Raw genomic sequence first — 18,697 nt, 5'->3', positions numbered from 1 at the left:
TTTTTAAGCAAAAGAAAAATTTGAAGTTTAGGTATAACGAAAAAAGCTAGTTATCTATTAGAATAATTAAACTTTAAGAAAAATTAAAAGTGACGACGTGTCACTATAAAAAGAAAGGGCTTCCGTGTAAAATTATAATCATAGAGTAAAGTATATGATCATATAGATGTATATAATTTTTGACGGAGACTTTTATTATGACACGAGAAGAAAAAGAGACATCATAAGATTAAAAGAACAAAGAAGATGAGTTCCAGAAGTAAGAAAATTGCCGAAGGAACAGCTTCAGTACTACTTGGAACTGGCATCATGATGGGGGCAAATGTTCGTCCTGTTAAAGCTGCCGGCTCACGTGAAGATGAGATTACGGAAGTAGAGACTGCGAATGTATTATCTAACGAAAAGGCTAGTGTACGAATTGGCGTTAAGCAGATAGCTAAAGATACGCAAACTGAACAATTGAATACTAATGAAACTGCAGCGGATGTTGCAGAGAGTAATGAAGTACAAATTACTACGCAAAGTGATGACGTAGTAAATGAAGGTGCAGTGCAAGGTTCTGAAACTACAAGTGCTAATAATACGCAAGCTGCATCAACAGAGGGAATTAGTGAACAACAAGCAAGTTCTGATAACCAACAGATTTCCAATTCTGTAGGTGAAAGCGATAATAATGGAGCTGATGTAAATCCTCAAACGAACCAAGCTTCTAATTCCGGTGGTTTAGTAGGAGCTAATGAAAAAGTAACTGCTGATAATACTAGAGCAGGCGATGAGGATCATACGGCCATAATTACACCAAAGCCGGGTGAATCTGATTCTGAAAATAAAGCAGAAGAAGCGAATACCACAGAGCGTGAAAAATTAGAAACAAAAGTCAATGAACTTTTGGAAAAAGTTAAGGATCTAGAAGGAGCAACTATTACTCCTACGGATCCAAATACAGCTGATTTTAATGCTAATGTTGATACTTTAAATTCAGTGATTAGTAAGTTATCAGAATATACAGATGATCAAATTTCTAAGTTAGAAACTGCTATAAATAAATTTATTACTGATCTAAATGATTACAATACTAACAAGGCAGCATATGAAAAATTTATGGCTGATCTTGAAAAATACGGTTTATATAACAAAGAAAGTGATATTAATCCAGATAAATTAACTCAAGACCTTGTCTTCGGTAAAGAAACTAACGCTAAAGTTGAAATTGATTCTTTGGACCATAATTATGTGACTATTGGAGATAAGAATCAAGATGCAGATAAGATGAAATTCTTAAATCACTTTGTTGCGATTAAACAAGATGTAGTAGAAGGCGATATCTTTAAGCTTATTTATACTGATCTGAACAACACTAGTTATAATGGCGAAAAAATTACCAAACTTGAATTAACATTTAGTGGTTGGGAACATAGTGAAAACTATAAATCGAATAAAGGGAAGCCAGCAGGTATTTACTTTTCTAATGATCCATCAAAGGGCTTCTGGTATGTAAACACTAAAGGCGTAACTATGGAAATGGTTCTATATTCTGGTGAAGGTGAGAATCAACATGTTGTTACTTTAGGTGATAATGCATATGTTGTTCTTAATTCAATGAATAGTGAAGGTAATGAAGGTGCGCAATATGAGTACATTGAAAAGGCTCAGATTATTAATGGCTCAGATTACAGCGGATATGGTGTTGCTTTACCAGAATCTGCAGTAAATATTCATGATGGTTCAAGCAGTGGAATCACTGGTGGCGGTGATATTTTATATGCTGATGAGTACATTAATCTTTTGGCTAAAACTGGTAATCTTACAGATAGTGAGAAACAGGCAATTAAAAGAATTTGGGGTGAAGAAAAGGGACAATTCTTAATTGATAATTATAGTGGCTGGGATGCAACTCCTGATGACAAGAACTATGCAAGTCTTGTTAATAGAAAGATCTTTGCTACAGGGATGTTCAAAGTTAGTGGTAATAGAATAAAAATTAGATTTAGTAATAATGTCAACGCTGGTTGGTCAACCTACTCAAGCCAACTTCCATCTCTTAACTTTAAGGCTGAACAACCGACTGCTAACTTAACTTACACTCCAGGTGAAATCGTAATGGATAAATCTTCTGTTACTATTCACTATATAGATGTTAATGGTTTATCAGAAACTGAATATGAGCAAAATAGGGATGCTAATGAACTTATATTCCAAGAATTTAATGATTTATGTTTGAACGGAACATATAGCATTAGTAATTTATGGAATTGGGAAGCGCAAGGATACAAATTAGTAAAACAAGATAATCTTGAAAATTTCAAAGTTATTGATGGTACGCAGGATCTATATATTTACTTAGATCACAAAACAAAATCTATCCATCGTGATGGTGCTGTTGAGCAGGTGATTCACTATCGAGTTAAGGGCAATGACTCAATAACATTAAAGGATGACTATAAAGCGACATTAACTTATGGACAAGATGGCATACATGATTTGGTCGATGATGTCGATATTTGGGATAGTGAATGGAAATTAGAGCTTACATTTGCAGGAGTAGATAGTGATGAGGTCATCGATCACTATCACTTAGTTCAAAAGGATAAAGATAAGACTGTAGGGCCTATTTCTGTAATTGTGAATACATCGAATTTTGATAATCCTCCAAAACAAGAGTACACGGTTTACTATACAAATAATCAAATGAGTGATGTTAGTCGCAATAAGGTAGTTCATCAAGTCATTGAATATAAGGCAGAAGATGGCACTGATTTAGGGTATGCCAAGTATGAAGCAGACTTAACATTTACTCAGACTGGTAAGATAGATACTTATACACAAGAGTATATTTGGGATGGAGAATGGACACCAAAGCAAAGCTTTACGGAAGTGCTTAGTCCGAAGTTTATTAATAATTATCACTTAAAAAATGATAGTGATGCTAGTGTAGGTCCATTTGAAATTGAAGTCACTAATGATAATTGTGAAAAAACTCTAGATAAAAATTATGTAGTTCTCTACGTGCCTAACGAAATAGTAGATGCTGAGCGTAAAAAAGAGGTACATCAAACAATTCATTATTATGTAGATGGCACTACAGAAAAATTGAAAGATGATTATACAGCAACATTAGTATTTACTCAAACTGGTAAGTGGGATAAAGACAGAAATACCTATACTTGGGATGGAGACTGGACTCAAACTGAAACTTTTGCTGCAGTGAAAAGTGATGACATCATTGATCGTTATCACTTAAAGTTTGAAATTGATAAAAATGTTGCAGCAATTCAAAAAACAGTAACTAATGCTAACTTCAATGATGATGGGCTAGATGAAGAATATACAGTCTACTATGTAGCTAATCCAACTGAGACAGTCTATCGTGATAAAACAGTTACTGAAACTATTCATTATGTTTATGGTAGTCAAGATGGTGATAAAGTCGCCAATGATTACGTTGCAACATTAACTTGCAAGCAAGACGGTATTAAAGATACTTTAAATGCTAATATGCCCGTGATATGGAATACTAACTGGGGAGAAACTTTGAGATTTGACGCTGTAACGAGTCCCCAAATTACTAATTGTCATACAGAAACTATAGAGGTAAAGATTCAAACCGTTACAGTAACTAATGATACGTTTGGTAACGATCAAAATATAGAAATCTATGTCATCTATGTGGCTAATGGGACAGAAACTAAACAAGAAACAAATGAAGTGCATCGAGTAGTTCACTATGTGGACGAAGAAGGTAATGAAATCCATACTCCTAGTGATGAAGCTACAATTGTTTTTGAAAGAGATATCGTGGTAGATGCAGTAGATGGTCGTACGATTTCAATTGGTGAATGGAGACCAAAAACGACAAATGCATTTGATGCTGTAGAGAGTCCAGATATAACTAATTGGGTTTTAAAAGATGAAAAGGATAAGACCGCTGGAGCACATACAGATGTAAAAGCTGAAAGTGGCACTATTCACGACTATGTAGTCTATGTCCATGATACAGAAACAATCTCCCGTGATAAGACGGTGACGCAAACAATTCACTATGTCTATGAAAACGGTGATCCAGCTCATGAGGATTACACAGTAACGTTAACTTTCACCCAAACTGGTGTGAGAGATAAGGTGACTGGTGTAGAAACATGGGACGAAAATTGGACGCAGACTCAAACTTTCCAAACTAAAGGAAGTCCGGAAATTGCAGGTTATACAGCAGACAAAAAAGAAGTAGGTCCATATGAGATAACTGTGAATGATGGCAATTTTGGTGAAAACTTGGATAAAGAAGATACTGTAACCTATAAGGTAAATTCAGTAACTCCAGATCCAGGAACTGATCCAAACCCAGATCCACAGCCTACTGTTCCAGATCCTACGCCAACCCCAACACCGGATCCAGAACGTCCGCTTCCAGAAGAACCGACTAATCCTTCTAATCCAGCTGAAGATGACAACGAAAATCATGACAATGATGAAAATCCTAGTTCATCTTCACATAAGGTGGAAACAAACAGAAGCGATACTAACAATGGAAAAGTAGGTTCGATTGCTGACACTACTAAGAGCGATAAGCAAACTTCACCACAGAATCTTTCAAATAATAATGGTGGAACTGATCAAGTAAAAACTAATGTAAAACAAGATGATCAGGCAACTTTACCAGCTACTGGTGAGAAGGAAGATGACGTTGCTAAGCTGATGAGTGGGTTGTCCGCTGCATTAGGACTTACAGGCTTAGTTGCAGCTTCTAGAAGACGTAAAGTAACCGCAAAAAGAAATAGAAAAAACAAAAAACATGGTAAATAAGCGTTAAAGATTAACTCTTAAATTTGTTCATAACATACATATTAGGGAGCAAGAAGTTTTCTTGCTCTCTTTTTTTGGTTAAAATAGAACATATGTAAGACTTAACAAAAGAAGGTAAAGCCTATGGTAGATTATGATTTTGACTATATCAAAGATAAATTTATCTCCTACTGCAAGATGAACACGCGCTCATACGAAACAAATAACGATGTTCCTACTAGTCCAGGACAAGTCGCGCTATTAAAAGAATTAGAGCAAGAACTCAAAAGATTAGGATTAACAGAAATTTCTTATTCGGATAAAGACGCTTACGTTGTTGGGAAAATTCCAGCTAATATCTCTAATCCATCCGCACCAATCGGGTTTGTTGCTCATGTTGACACTGCTGACTTCAATGCGGAGAATATCAGACCGCAGATTCATGAAAATTATGATGGTAAGGATATCGAATTAGGTCATGGCTATACTTTGTCCAGCGCAGAGTTTCCATCCCTCAAGAAGGTTATTGGTCACACATTAATCACGGCTTCTGGTGATACTTTGCTTGGTGCAGATGACAAGGCCGGAATTGCTGGCTTACTCGGCATGACAAAATATTTGCAAGAAAATACCAGCATTGATCATGGTGATATTTGGATAGCCTTTGGTCCTGACGAAGAAATCGGCAAAGGTGCTGCAAGATTTGATGTTAGCCGCTTTCCAGTTGAATTTGCCTATACGCTTGATAACGGCGATCCAGGCGATATAGCTTATGAAACTTTCAACGCTGCTAGTGCTAAAGTAAAGTTCAGAGGCACTGTAGTTCACCCTGGTGAAGCATATGGTTTGATGGTCAATGCAGCACTTCTTGCTAACGAATTTATTTCGGGTCTGCCCAAAGATTTCGTCCCTGAAAAGAGTAAGGACTACCAAGGCTACATTCTAGTTTTGAAAAACAACGGCAACGTTGACCACGCCGAAGTCGACTTGATTATCCGCGATTTTGACACCGATCACTTCTTAGCGATGAAGGAATTAGTGACTAACTTGGTTAAGCAGCTCAATGAAAAATATGGCGACCGCGTCGAACTGGAAATGCATGATCAATACCGTTCACCTGGCGATCTTATTAAGAAGAATCCGTACATTGTCAACTTGGTTCATCATGCGTATGAAAAGATGGGGTTGTCTATTCACCATATTCCGTTTCGCGGCGGCACCGATGGCGACTTTATCAGTGAAAAAGGCATCCCTACGCCGAACTTGTTCAACGGCGGGGCTAATTTCCACGGCCGCTACGAATATGCGACTGTTGAAAATATGATTTTGTTAGCTCAAACTTTAACTACGATTGTGACTGAACATGTTAAATTAGATCAAAATCGTGATGAAACGCCACTTAAGCGATAGTTTTTTATAAAAGGACACAAAAAATGACAGATTATTCTACAGCAAAAAAATGGTTTAAAGATAGTGATGCAGTGATTGTAACTGCAGGTAATGGTCTCTCTCAAGAAGAAGGGCTAGACATCTTAAGTGAAGAAGACTTCGATAACCGCTATGGCGAGATTGCCGAAAAATATGATGTTCATACAATTGGCGATGCTCTTGATAAGAAGTTTGATTCTTGGGATGAACAGTGGCAATTCTGGAGTAAGTTGATTAATGATTATTCTTTGAATTATGAAATCAGCCCAAGCATGAAGCGACTTAAGCAGTTGCTTGAGGGCAAGGAATATTTTATCGCTACCAGTACGTTTGCCCATTTCTTTGAAAATGCGGACTTTAACCAAAATCGGATTTTTGATGTTTTTGGTGATTGGACTAAGATACAATGCTCCAGTGGCATTAACCATGGCCAAAAAGATGATCGCGAAGTAGTAAAGAAGTACCTTGAAGGTAAGGGTGAAGTGCCTAAATGTGATGTCTGCAATAGCCCAATGGAATTGCATATGCCACTTAATGCTCATTTCTTCCCTGATACTGATGCTAACACTAGACTTCGCTGGTTCTTGACTGGTAATGAAGATAAGAAGGTTACTGTGTTAGAACTAGGCGTTGACGAAACTAGTCCACAACTACTTGATCCAATGGTTGATTTAGTAAAGCAATTTCCATCATGGCACTATGTGGCTGCGGACTTAGATGAAGAAGACTTGCCCGATGATGTACAAAAGCAGAGTTTAGCCTGTAGTAGCAATATCCACGATTTTTTGAAAGAATTGGTTGATTAATTTATGAGTATTTTAGTTGAAAATGGTGTGTTAAAAGTCTCTGGTGCACAAGATAAATTGCGGCAAAAAGGGCAAGAAAAACCTGATTTTTTGTCAGATTATACCCTAATTGATATTGAAACTACGGGTCTTAGTCCATTTCGTGATCGCGTGACTGAACTTGGCGGCATCAAGGTACGCAATGGTGAAATTGTTGATGAATACAGCCACTTGGTAGCTTATAGCGGCTCAAACAAGGTGCCAGCTTTCATTACTAAGTTAAACGGTATTACTGAAGAAAAAATTGTTAACGAAGGTGTGGCAGTAGATGAAGCAATTCATGATTTCAGAAACTTTATTGGTGATGACGTTATTATCGGCTACAACGTGAATTTTGACTTGAATTTTGTCTATGATTTAGCTAAAAAATACGGTGAAGCTCTCTTAACTAATGACTATGTCGATGTTCTTCGCCTGGCTCGTGCATATTATCCTAAAGAGCGCCACAATCGCTTGATCGATTGCATGCAAAGAGCGGGAATTGCACAAGTTGAACAACACCGCGGTTTAGACGATTCAATTGATACTAAGAAAGTCTACGATGACTTCAGAGAAAATTTCACCCCAGAATTACTTGAAAATGCCAAAAATAAGATCAAAAATTTGAATTTAACTGAAGGCGAACTCAATCCTTGGGAATTAGGCTTCCGCAACCCAGTTAACAATAAGAAGGTCGTTTTAAATGGGCACATTCATATGGATCAAGATGATGCTGAAAAGATGATCAACAACATGGGCGGGCAAGCGCAAGACGATTTAACTGCAGCAACTAACTATCTGATTATGGGCGATCATGATTTCTTCAATCGTAATAATGAAGCCTTAACTAAGGCAAGCGAATTGAACAAAGAAGGCGGACAGATCAAGCGGTTATCCGAGAGCTTTTTCTTAAGTATGCTAGACGATTGGGCAAGGAGTTAATATGGCAAAGAGAAGACGTAAAAAGACTGGCAGCACCCTGATTTCAACATTAGTCTTAATTGTCGTGATTGCTTGGGGTGTTTATACTCGCGGAGGGACCGATCCTAACGGTACTGATAAGTTATTTCAAGGTTTGTCGAACTCGACTAGTTCAATTTCAAATAAAATTAGCGATGCAACTACAGCTAAGAGTAAGTATGGTGGCTTATCTAAAACTGATTACGAAAAACTTGCTAAAGTTGATTTTAAAAGTGGATGCAAGGCATATGTCTATGTGAACCACAATCGTTCAACCTTGATTAAAAATGCTTGGACTGTCAACCGGGTTATCTATTCTAACTTGGATAGTTTAAACCGGACATCGCATTCTAATACCGGTTTTCTTGAAAAAAGAAATGTTGCTAATGATAGCTTGAGAGTAAGGCAGTTCGTTGAACCGACTGCTTGGCATTATAATCGTAGAAATGGTACGCAAATTTATAATCGTGGGCATTTAATCGCTTATTCAGTATCTGCTGGCATCGATCAAGATGGTAACTATAATCCAAATAATCAATCCGGTGATCAAAATAATCCTAAGAACTTGTTTACTCAATCGGCTTTTTCTAACCAAAAGATTCAAACGATTTTTGAAGCAAAAGTCAGAAAAGCTTTGCGAGAAAACAAAAAAGTTATTTATCAAGCTACGCCAATTTTCCGTGGAAATGAATTGATGGCGCGTGGGATCAACCTGCAAGCTATTTCAACTGATGGAAGTTTAAACTTCAATGTCTATTTATTCAATGTGCAACCTGGATATGTTTTCAACTATAATAATGGCCGCGCAAAAGTTGATCGCGCCATGAAGGTCAATGAATAGTAGAATAGTAATTATTAGGATTAAGAAAGAAGTAGCACAATGAAAAAAGATAACTGTACAGCAATGCTCGTTGGTAAAAATGCTTCAATTGACGGTTCAACGATGATCGCCCGTGATGAAGATGGCTACGGAGGCATTAATGAAAAAATTTTCGTCGTAAACAAAGCTCGTCATTATGATGAAGACTATGTTTCTAAATACAACGGCTTCAAGATGCACCTTGAAGGTGATGGCTGCCGCTATACTGCAGTACCTACTGCTGATGATTCAGAAGGACGCTGGGATGAACAAGGGATTAACGAATATAACGTTGCTATGTCAGCCACTGAAACTGAAGCAACTAACGCTCGCTGTTTGGGCCACGACCCATTAGTTGAAGATGGAATTAATGAAGACTCCATGCTTTACCTCGTTTTGCCATTTGTTAAGACTGCCCGTGAAGGGGTTAAGCGCCTTGGTGAATTGATTGAAAAATACGGTACTGGTGAAACAAACGGAATCGCCTTTTCAGATCATGATGAAGTTTGGTATTTTGAAACTGCAGCTGGTCACCAATGGGTTGCTGCACGAATTCCAGATGATTCATATGCAATTTGCCCTAACATTATGGTGATTCAAAATATTGACTTTGATGATCCAGATAACTTCATGTATGCTTCGACTATTCGTGATTTTGTCGAAAAACATCATTTGAATAATAGCCAAGATGGTAGCTTTAACTTCCGCGATATTTTTGGAACCAAAGATGAAGCAGATGCTTTCTACAACACTCCAAGAACTTGGTATGGTCAAAAGTTGTTCAACCCAAGTATTGAACAAGACCCAACCAGTCAAGAAATGCCATTCACTCGTGTTCCTGAAAAGAAGATCGGCGTTGAAGATGTGCAAAAATTCTTGACTAGTCACTACAACGGTACTCCATATGATCCAATGGACACTTATTCTTCTGGGGATGAAAAAGAGCAAAAGATGTTCCGTTCAATTGCTTTAGATAGAAATCAAGAGTCCAGCATTTTGCAAATCAGAAATGATGTGCAAAAGGAAATGGCTGGGATTCAATGGCTTAACATGGGCTTTTATGCTTATTCACCATATGTTCCTTTCTATACTAATATTGAAGACACCCCAGAAAATTATAAGGTGGCTGAACACACTGTTGATCCAGACCGCAGTGCATACTGGATGTACAAGACGCTGCAAGTGTTGGTTGAACCACGTTATCATCAATACGTTTACCAAGTTAATAATTACCGTGATGAATGCCAAGAAGCAGGAATTATCAGCATTGATCATGCTGATGAGAAGGCCAAGCAACTTTCAGGTGATCAGTTGACTAGTTTCTTAACTAGTGCAAATGAAGAAATTGCTAGAGTTATTACAGATAAGACAAGAGCATTGATAAGTGACTTAATTCGGCAAGCTTTAAATAGTTCAAAATATCAATTTGAACGCGGTGACAATTTGTAAAGAGATTGTTCGGAAAAAATATTAGAATATATTAAAAAAATAAAAGAAGACTACAAGAATCGTAGCCTTCTTTTTGTTTGCATAACACAATATCTTGTAAAGACGAACAAAAATCAATCTTATTAAATTATAATCGCGAAAAATAGAGAAAAATATGATTATTTCACAAAATGTTTCATGGAACTTTTACTAAATTACGAATCATTTTTCATAAAATGTTTGAGCTTTTGACAATAATAGCCTAAAATGAGATAAGAAATTAAATTTAAAATCAAGATATTGTGGTGTTAAATATGAATGTCGAAAAATTTGTCGAAGTAAAAAATCTACGCAAGGTCTACGATAATGGACATCAAGCAATCAAAGATGTTAGCTTTTCAGTCAAAAAAGGCGACCTTGTGTGTTTATTAGGTCCATCAGGATGCGGGAAAACTACTATTTTAAACATTCTCGCCGGCCTACTTAATCCAACAAGTGGCGAAATTCTATTTGACGGCAAGTCCGTTGTCAATACTGCGTCAAAGGACCGCCAGATTGGGTATGTTTTCCAAAACTACGCTTTATATCCTCATATGACAGTTCTTCAAAATGTCATGTTCCCATTAACTGTTGGTAAGGATAAGCGTCCAAAAGACGAAGCCGAAGCAACCGCACGTAAATACATGGAATTGACACAAATTACCGAATTAGCTGATCAAAAACCTGGCCAACTTTCTGGTGGTCAACAGCAGCGTGTGGCAATTGCCCGTGCGCTTGTGCAAGAACCTAAGATTTTACTTATGGACGAACCATTAAGTAACTTGGATGCACGTCTTCGCTTGAAGATCCGTGAAGAAATCCGTGCTTTAGTTAAAGAAGTAGGGATTACCACCTTATTTGTTACCCACGATCAAGAAGAAGCCTTGTCAATTGGTGACAAGATCATCTTGTTTAACGAAGGTGTCATCCAACAAGATGATCTAGGTCAAAACTTCTATCTTGAACCAAATAACTACTTTGTTGCTAACTTTGTTGGTAATCCAGTTATTGATAACTTCAAAATTAAGGTTGAAGGTGGCAAGATTGTTGGTTCAAACTTTGAATTAAACATTAGTGACCTTGATTCAGATCGCTTCAAACGTGAATTGACTGATGGTGAATATTGGTTATCAGTTCGTCCAGAAAATATTGTTCCTGCTGAAAGTGGACACATGTCAGCTAAGATTGATGATGTGGAATTGATCGGTCGTGAACGTATTTTGAAATTTAATCATGATGGTCTTCAGGCACGTTCATTAGTTGATTTGGAACAGCCAATTAAGCCAGGTGATCAAGTTAACTTAAAGATGCGTCTTGATCGTGTCTTCATTTTCACCCCAGAAGGAGAGCGTGTTTACTAATGAAGCAGAATCAAAAACGAGCTTGGCTCTTTTTAGCGCCGACCATTATTTTTGTGACTTGTTTTAGCATTTATCCAATTTTGCGGGCCTTTATCATGAGTTTTCAAAGTGGTCCTTTGATTAACCTCTCTTGGAGCGGACTCAGTAACTATCAATATATTTTCAAGGATCCGGAATTTTGGTTGGCAATTAAGAATACTTTCTTATATGCCGTAATTTCGGTGCCAGTTGCTTTAGCAATTTCAATTCTTTTGGCATGGTTGATTTTTAGTAAAGTAAAGAATAAGTCATTTTTTGAAACGACCTTCTTCATGCCTTATGTTACTTCAACTATCGCTATCGGGATTGTCTTTCGTTATATCTTCAACGGTGAATATGGTCTGCTTAACTTTGTTTTAAGAGCACTGCATTTGCCAGCACCTAACTGGATTGATGATCCGGCGATGTCACTGACAACGATTATTCTTTTTGGGATCTGGACTTCTTTAGCTTTCAATATCGTCATCTTGATGGGAGCTTTAAGAAATATCGATCCAAATTACTACACAATTGCTGATATGTACGGTGCCTCTGGGACTGAAAAGTTCTGGCGCATCACTATGCCACAATTAGTGCCAACTATCGCTTTCTTATTAACAATGAATATTATTGCTGCCTTCAAGATCTATACTTCAGTTTATGCCTTATTCAACGGACAAGCTGGGGTCGGAAATTCCGCTACTACCGCAGTGTTCTACATTTATAACAAATTCCAAATCGTTGGAACACCTGGTGTCGCAATGGCTGCAACAGTAGTATTATTCTTAATCATTTTATTCATTACTTTCTTACAACGTAAGATGATGAAGAAGATCGGGGAGCAATAAGATGAAAAAAATTCGTTGGGGCGTAGTAATTGCGTATATTATCCTTGCTTTCTTTGCAATTATTACTGTCTTTCCTTTCATTTATATGATTTTGGGCGGTTTGATGACTTTCCAAGAAACCACTACAATTCCGCCAACAATTTTTCCAAAGAATCCGCAATGGAGTAACTATGCTAAGGTCTTCCAGCAAGCTCCGTTTGCTCGCTATTTCTTAAACACTTTTATCACAGCAAGTGTAACGACAATTGTCAGTTTGTTTAACTCAATTTTAGGTGCATTTGCCATGGTTAACTTGCACTTTAAGGGTAAAAATTTTGTTCAAATTATTTTACTTTCCTTATTAATGGTGCCAGGTGAAGCAATTATCTTTACTAACTACAACACAATTGCTCAGATGGGCCTGCTTAACACCTACCTTGGTTTGGTTTTACCATTTTTAACTTCTATCTTCTACATGTACTATCTTCAAAGTTACTTTGGTTCAATTTCTAAGACAATTTACAAAGCTTCAATGATCGATGGTGCTAATGATTGGGAATTTATCTGGAAAATCTTAGTACCAATGTCAAAGGGTGGCTTGTTCACAGTTGGTTTATTGAGCTTTATTTCAGGATGGAATTCCTTCCTTTGGCCATTATTGGTTACCAACGAAGATACGATGAGATTACTTAACAACGGGTTGACCTCATTTGCTTCTGATGCTGGTAGTTCAACGCAATTACAACTGGCTGCAGCTACCTTAACGGTCTTGCCAATTTTGATTTTGTACTTCATCTTTAGAAAACAAATTATTAGAGGGGTAGTCCGCAATGACCTTAAAGGATAAAACAACAGTAACTTTTTATAATGGCTTAACAACCATTGGCGGTCCGATGATCGAAGTGGCATACAATGATTCACATATCTTGTTTGATCTTGGCGAGGTTTATCGTCCAGAATTAGGCTTGAAGTTAGAAGACGAAGACTTTGAGACTTTGATCAAGTATCAGTTGATTGGGGATGTGCCAGACTTTTATGATGAAAAAGTTACTGGTAAAAAAATCGATACTGATCGCTGGAAACACAGTGCAGCTTACATTTCACACTTACACTTAGACCACAGTAAGGCTTTGAACTTACTTGATCCAAGTATTCCACTTTATGCTGGTCCCAATACTGCATATATGCTTCCGGCATTGAACGAACATGGTGATTTTCTCTTGCCAGCAGCAGGTCATGATAAAACTTACACGCGTGACATTATTGCGGCTGAATACAAGAAACCAATTGAGGTTGGCGAGATCACCATGGAGATTTGGCCAAGTGATCACGATGCTTATGGCGCAACTGGCTTAATTGTAAAGACGCCTGATAAGAAGATTGCCTTCACTGGTGATATTCGCCTTCATGGCTATCATCCAGATTGGGTGCACGAATGGCTCCAGGCTGCAAAAGGAAGCGACATGTTCATTATCGAAGGTACTGGTGTTTCTTGGCCTGAGCGAAAGCAAGAAAGCAGCGAAGAATTCACTGGTCCTAAGAATGAAAATGAATTGACTGAAGAAATTATTCGCTTGCAAAATGCCAATCCAAAGCGCCAGATTACTTTTAATACTTATCCTACTAATGTGGAGCGTCTACTTAGAATTATTTCAGACTCTCCAAGAAAAGTTGTGCTGCATGCAAAACGTGCTCACTTACTTAAGCAGAGTTTGAATAAGGACTTTCCATTTTATTACTTGCCAGGGGAAGCAAAATTTGATGATCTAAAGCCTGAACTTGAGGTGTCTTATGACGACTTGATTGCTGATGATCATCAATACCTCTGGCAAGCGGTTGCAAATTATGATCAACTTCAAGAGGGCGGTTTGTACATTCACTCAAATGCTGAACCGCTTGGTGATTTTGATCCGGCTTACAAGCCATTTGTTGAGCAATTTGCTCAAAGAGGGATTGAATATTTGGCTTTGCGTTGCTCCGGTCACGCAGATGAAGCTGAATTAAAGGAAATCATTAGCGAGGTTCAACCCAAGCTGTTAGTACCGGTGCACACATTGCATCCGGAGCTTGAAGAGAACCCATATGGAAAACGGATTTTACCTGAGCGTGGTCAAATAGTCACGCTTTAGTGAATCAAAAAATGTTATTTAGTTTTATTTTTTTGGGAGGATTTATCCACAATGAAGATTAGTAAAAAGCTTGCTGCTGTTGCAATTGCCGGCTTGGCACTAGTTACTGCTGCTTGTTCAAATGGCGGTAGTAATTCATCAAGTAGTTCTGACAAGATTCCATCAAAGATCACTAAGAAGACTACTGTTGTTTTCTGGCATGGAATGACTGGTGTGCAACAATCAACTTTGCAAAGTTTGACTAAGGAATTCGAAAAGAAGAATCCAAAGATTAACATTAAGCTTGAAAATCAAGGTGCTTACAACGATTTACAAGCTAAGATCAACTCAACCTTGCAATCACCAAAGAACTTGCCAACAATTACTCAAGCTTACCCAGGTTGGCTTTGGAACGCTGCACAAAACAAGATGCTTGTTAACTTAACACCATACATCAACAACAAGAATGTTGGTTGGGGTAGTGCTAAGGCATCAGACATCAGAACAGAACTTCTTGATGGTGCTAAGATCAAGGGTACGCAATACGGTATTCCATTTAACAAGTCTATTGAAACTTTAACTTACAATGCTGATATGTTTAAGAAGTACGGCATTAAGAAAGTTCCTACTACTATGGAAGAACTTAAGCAAGTTTCAGAAACTATCTACAAGAAGAGTAACCACAAGGTTGTAGGTGCAGGTTTTGATTCCCTTTCTAACTACTACACTCTTGGTATGAAGGACGAAGGCGTTAACTTCTCAGACAAGATTAACTTTAGCGGTTCAACTTCTAAGAAGGTTATTAACTACTACGCTGATGGTATCAAGAAGGGTTACTTCAGAGTAGCTGGTTCAGAACACTACTTATCAGGTCCATTTGCTAACCAAAAGGTTGCAATGTTTATTGGTACCTCTGCAGGTGAAGGCTTTGTTAAGCAAGGTGTAGGCAACAAGTTCACTTACGATGTTGCTCCACGTCCTAGTAAATACACTATGCAACAAGGTACTGACATTTACATGTTCAATCAATCAACTGCTGAACAAAAAGCTGCTGCATTTAAGTACATTAAGTTCTTAGTATCTAAGTCAAGCCAACTTAAGTGGGCTAACGCTACTGGTTACATCCCAGTTAACAACGCTGTTATCAATTCAAGTGCTTACAAGAGCAACAAGAGCATCAAGCTTCCAGCTAAGCTTTCAGATGCTATGAAGAACTTGTACAGTGTTCCTGTAGAAAAGAACTCAAACGCTGCATACTCACAATTGAACAGCATTATGCAAACTATTTTGTCTGATGCACAAAAGGGTCAAAATGTTAACAATGCTATTAACTCAGGCAAGGCAAAATTTGATGCTGCTTGGAAGCAATAAAACTAAATAGCAAATTATAAAATCTTAAAACAGACCATTTAGGTCTGTTTTTTTTGCATGATAAAATGTTACTATAGATAAGTTAGATGTAATTGTTTTTTTAAAAGGGTAGAGGTGAGAGCTAGTTGATTAGACAACAAAGTTTTCCAGTAGAAACTAAATATAAATGGTACGACATCAGCAATTTAAGCGAGCAAGACAGCATTAAGTTGCAAGACGATTTCAATTTCACGCCGGATATTATCTCTTATATTTCTGACCGTCACGAACGTCCCCACTATGACTATGACTTGCATACACGCAGTCACTTGCTTGTTTATGATGTTCCAATTTGGCCAACTAACTCAATTAAGCACTTTACTTCTCATCCAATCACTTTTTTGGTAGTAGGAGAAAATGTTTTTACTTTCCATACGGAATCGACCAGTTATGTCTTTGATGAATTCAATGATGATCGCATGCGTTCCCGCCTTTCTGAAGCAAAGGATGTTACCGAGTTATTAATGATTTTTCTTTTGTATGCTTCTCAATACTTCCAGCGTGCAGTAACACAATTGGACGTGGAAAGAAACAGTTTAGATCAAAAATTATCTGATGATATCGACAACAAGGACTTGGTAGAATTATCAAATATTGAAAAGAGTTTGGTCTACTTATCAAGCTCAATTCAAACTGACTTAATGATGCTTCACAGTTTGGATCATTCAAAATTGGAATTTACTAAGGCAGCCCGCGAGCGCCTGGATGACGTTTTGATCGAATCTAACCAGTCCGCAGAAATGGTTACGATTTCTCATCAAGTAACTAAGACCTTATCCGCTACTTCAAACAATATGATGAACAACAACTTGAATGATACGATGAAGTTCTTAACTGTGTGGTCAATTGTGCTTACCATTCCAACAATTTTGACAGGTTTTTATGGAATGAATGTTAAATTGCCAGTTTTGAATAATTCTTTTGACTGGATTGCGATCATCGTACTTATGGTCGTGTTAATGATTTGGCTAGTCATTCTAATGCGTCGGCATCATTTCTTCTGATTGAGGCTAAAATATGAAAAATAAAAAGTTAATTAGCTGTATTTTGGTAACTTTTTTCGCATTTATGTTATATTCGGCCAATTTGCGTCATATTGAAAATGCCAAAATTAAAATTGTTGAACCAAAAACAACTAAGACCGCCAAGAAACAGGAAAAAGAACCAGAGATTACAGCATCTAAGGCTCCAAGCTACACTGATAAAAAGAAGACGAAAACTGCAGACTCTAATGCAGATAAAGGTAGTAATAAGTCATTGGTTGCTGCAATTGAAAAAGCAATGGGCAATCAAGGCAATTACCAAGTTGCTGTACAAGATTTAAATAATTCTTCAAGATATGCAAGAGTTGCAACAAGCAAGAAGAGCCACAATGTAAGTACAGCAATGGAATTATTTTTACTAACAGCTTTATATAAGCAGCGCCAGAGCGGTAAAATTAAGACCGGTACTTCAATCAAGATCAAGAAGAGTGATCGCGCTAAAGGTGAAAAATACTTAACTACTAATATGTTGTACGGAATTGCCTACTTGCGTCAGGCAATGATGACTGGCAATAAGACAGCAGCTAATGCATTACTTAGAAAAGTAGGTAAGGCAAACGTTAATAAGGTTGCAGCTCAATTTGGTGCAACCGATACTGCTATGGTTGGTACTTTTACCAAAAAGCCGGTTGGTCATACAACAGCAAATGATTTGGATTCTGTATTAAAGGGATTATATCAAGGAAAAGTGCTGAATCGACAAAACGCACAAAATGTTTTGATGGCTATGCACGGTCATAATAATCCGCTGATTAATGGGTTAAACGGGACAATTTATTCAGTCGGTGATAAATATTGTGCTACCGCATTAGTACAAAATACGGGTCATTCATATGCAGTTTCAGTTTGGAGTGAATCTGGACAAAACCTGAATAAACTTGGTAAAGCTGTTGAAAAATGGTTTAACAAAGCTAGATAAGACAAACATAAAATAAAGGAAGTTTATGAAAGAGCTTTCTTTTTATTTTTGCATTTATTTACACATTGTAGATTGTATTCTTCATTATGTAGTGATATATTATTAAAGTACTGAAATAAGGAGGGGAAAAGAATTGGCCCAAAGAAGAAATCTTGATTTGAATAAAATCATTGAAACCGCTAGTCAGCTGATCAGTAATGAAGGTTTAGCGGGAACAACTTTACCAGCTTTAGCTAAAGCTCTGGGTGTTAGATCACAATCGCTTTATCATTATGTATCAGGGCGTAAGCAATTATTGTCTTATGTAGGAGCAAGTCGAATTAAGGTATTACATCGCAGACTAGTTGATAATCTGATGGGGTTATCGGGCAAAGATGCTTTGCTTAAATTTGCTGATATAACACGCGATTTTGTCTTAAGAGATCCGGCATTGTCAGCGATTCTGTATCATTTGAATGAATATGATTCAGATGATGCAATCAATCAAGAGATTCAGAATATCTTTACTTTGGGTGAGAAATTCAACTTGAAGAAGGATGAATCTATTTCTTTCCACGCCTTGGTAGGTGCGGTTCTAGGATATGTCTTTTTAGATAAGTCAGCGGCTTTTGCTAACGAGAGTCCAGAAGTATCTAATGAAAACTATCATCAAATGATCCTAAGGTTGGTTGAACCAACAGGAGTATTGCAGTAA

Annotated in this window: 14 protein-coding genes; all 14 read left to right on the top strand. The window is 37.4% G+C overall.

What is annotated here, in order from left to right; all coding sequences use genetic code 11:
- The first annotated feature begins 246 nt into the window (after positions 1-246).
- Complete coding sequence (locus FC46_RS04390) at positions 247-4,800, top strand: mucin-binding protein (protein WP_057798252.1); 4,554 nt, start codon at positions 247-249, stop codon at positions 4,798-4,800.
- 123 nt (positions 4,801-4,923) lie between these two features.
- Complete coding sequence (pepT, locus tag FC46_RS04385) at positions 4,924-6,189, top strand: peptidase T (RefSeq protein WP_057798251.1); 1,266 nt, start codon at positions 4,924-4,926, stop codon at positions 6,187-6,189.
- A gap of 23 nt (positions 6,190-6,212) precedes the next feature.
- Entirely contained in the window at positions 6,213-7,013 is an 801-nt protein-coding gene (locus FC46_RS04380; protein WP_057798249.1) for an SIR2 family NAD-dependent protein deacylase, read from the top strand.
- Positions 7,014-7,016: 3 nt separating this feature from the next.
- Positions 7,017-7,973: an exonuclease domain-containing protein gene (locus FC46_RS04375; RefSeq protein WP_057798247.1), complete on the top strand. Its 957-nt coding sequence runs from the start codon at positions 7,017-7,019 to the stop codon at positions 7,971-7,973.
- A 1-nt stretch (position 7,974) separates the two neighbouring features.
- Positions 7,975-8,832 carry a DNA/RNA non-specific endonuclease gene (locus FC46_RS04370; protein WP_057798245.1) on the top strand — a complete coding sequence of 286 codons (858 nt, stop codon included), beginning with the start codon at positions 7,975-7,977 and terminating at the stop codon, positions 8,830-8,832.
- A 39-nt stretch (positions 8,833-8,871) separates the two neighbouring features.
- The gene (locus FC46_RS04365) at positions 8,872-10,299 is read left to right on the top strand and encodes a C69 family dipeptidase (protein ID WP_057798243.1); all 1,428 of its coding nucleotides are present in this window, start codon (positions 8,872-8,874) and stop codon (positions 10,297-10,299) included.
- Positions 10,300-10,592: 293 nt separating this feature from the next.
- On the top strand, positions 10,593-11,678 hold the full coding sequence (locus tag FC46_RS04360) for an ABC transporter ATP-binding protein (RefSeq protein WP_057798240.1): 1,086 nt from the start codon (positions 10,593-10,595) through the stop codon (positions 11,676-11,678).
- Positions 11,678-12,544, top strand: a complete 867-nt coding sequence (locus tag FC46_RS04355) for a carbohydrate ABC transporter permease (RefSeq protein WP_057798238.1) — start codon at positions 11,678-11,680, stop codon at positions 12,542-12,544. Before FC46_RS04360 ends, FC46_RS04355 begins: the two co-directional genes overlap by 1 nt.
- Position 12,545: 1 nt before the next feature.
- Positions 12,546-13,370 carry a carbohydrate ABC transporter permease gene (locus FC46_RS04350; protein ID WP_057798237.1) on the top strand — a complete coding sequence of 275 codons (825 nt, stop codon included), beginning with the start codon at positions 12,546-12,548 and terminating at the stop codon, positions 13,368-13,370.
- Complete coding sequence (locus tag FC46_RS04345) at positions 13,354-14,652, top strand: MBL fold metallo-hydrolase (protein WP_057798235.1); 1,299 nt, start codon at positions 13,354-13,356, stop codon at positions 14,650-14,652. Before FC46_RS04350 ends, FC46_RS04345 begins: the two co-directional genes overlap by 17 nt.
- A 51-nt stretch (positions 14,653-14,703) precedes the next feature.
- The gene (locus tag FC46_RS04340) at positions 14,704-16,002 is read left to right on the top strand and encodes an extracellular solute-binding protein (protein WP_057798233.1); all 1,299 of its coding nucleotides are present in this window, start codon (positions 14,704-14,706) and stop codon (positions 16,000-16,002) included.
- Between the two features lie 125 nt (positions 16,003-16,127).
- Positions 16,128-17,045 carry a magnesium transporter CorA family protein gene (locus FC46_RS04335; RefSeq protein ID WP_057798231.1) on the top strand — a complete coding sequence of 306 codons (918 nt, stop codon included), beginning with the start codon at positions 16,128-16,130 and terminating at the stop codon, positions 17,043-17,045.
- A gap of 13 nt (positions 17,046-17,058) precedes the next feature.
- Positions 17,059-18,003, top strand: a complete 945-nt coding sequence (locus FC46_RS04330) for a serine hydrolase (RefSeq protein ID WP_057798229.1) — start codon at positions 17,059-17,061, stop codon at positions 18,001-18,003.
- 133 nt (positions 18,004-18,136) lie between these two features.
- A complete protein-coding gene (locus tag FC46_RS04325; RefSeq protein ID WP_057798227.1) occupies positions 18,137-18,697 on the top strand; it encodes a TetR/AcrR family transcriptional regulator in 561 nt (186 codons plus the stop codon).

Source organism: Lactobacillus kalixensis DSM 16043, assembly GCF_001434335.1.
Classification (GTDB): domain Bacteria; phylum Bacillota; class Bacilli; order Lactobacillales; family Lactobacillaceae; genus Lactobacillus; species Lactobacillus kalixensis.
This window is presented reverse-complemented; position numbering and strand designations above follow the sequence as displayed.

Coding starts and splice junctions, on each gene's coding strand:
- FC46_RS04390 (WP_057798252.1), top strand. CDS start 247: ATGAGTTCCAGAAGTAAGAAAATTGCCGAAGGAACAGCTTCAGTACTA.
- pepT (WP_057798251.1), top strand. CDS start 4,924: ATGGTAGATTATGATTTTGACTATATCAAAGATAAATTTATCTCCTAC.
- FC46_RS04380 (WP_057798249.1), top strand. CDS start 6,213: ATGACAGATTATTCTACAGCAAAAAAATGGTTTAAAGATAGTGATGCA.
- FC46_RS04375 (WP_057798247.1), top strand. CDS start 7,017: ATGAGTATTTTAGTTGAAAATGGTGTGTTAAAAGTCTCTGGTGCACAA.
- FC46_RS04370 (WP_057798245.1), top strand. CDS start 7,975: ATGGCAAAGAGAAGACGTAAAAAGACTGGCAGCACCCTGATTTCAACA.
- FC46_RS04365 (WP_057798243.1), top strand. CDS start 8,872: ATGAAAAAAGATAACTGTACAGCAATGCTCGTTGGTAAAAATGCTTCA.
- FC46_RS04360 (WP_057798240.1), top strand. CDS start 10,593: ATGAATGTCGAAAAATTTGTCGAAGTAAAAAATCTACGCAAGGTCTAC.
- FC46_RS04355 (WP_057798238.1), top strand. CDS start 11,678: ATGAAGCAGAATCAAAAACGAGCTTGGCTCTTTTTAGCGCCGACCATT.
- FC46_RS04350 (WP_057798237.1), top strand. CDS start 12,546: ATGAAAAAAATTCGTTGGGGCGTAGTAATTGCGTATATTATCCTTGCT.
- FC46_RS04345 (WP_057798235.1), top strand. CDS start 13,354: ATGACCTTAAAGGATAAAACAACAGTAACTTTTTATAATGGCTTAACA.
- FC46_RS04340 (WP_057798233.1), top strand. CDS start 14,704: ATGAAGATTAGTAAAAAGCTTGCTGCTGTTGCAATTGCCGGCTTGGCA.
- FC46_RS04330 (WP_057798229.1), top strand. CDS start 17,059: ATGAAAAATAAAAAGTTAATTAGCTGTATTTTGGTAACTTTTTTCGCA.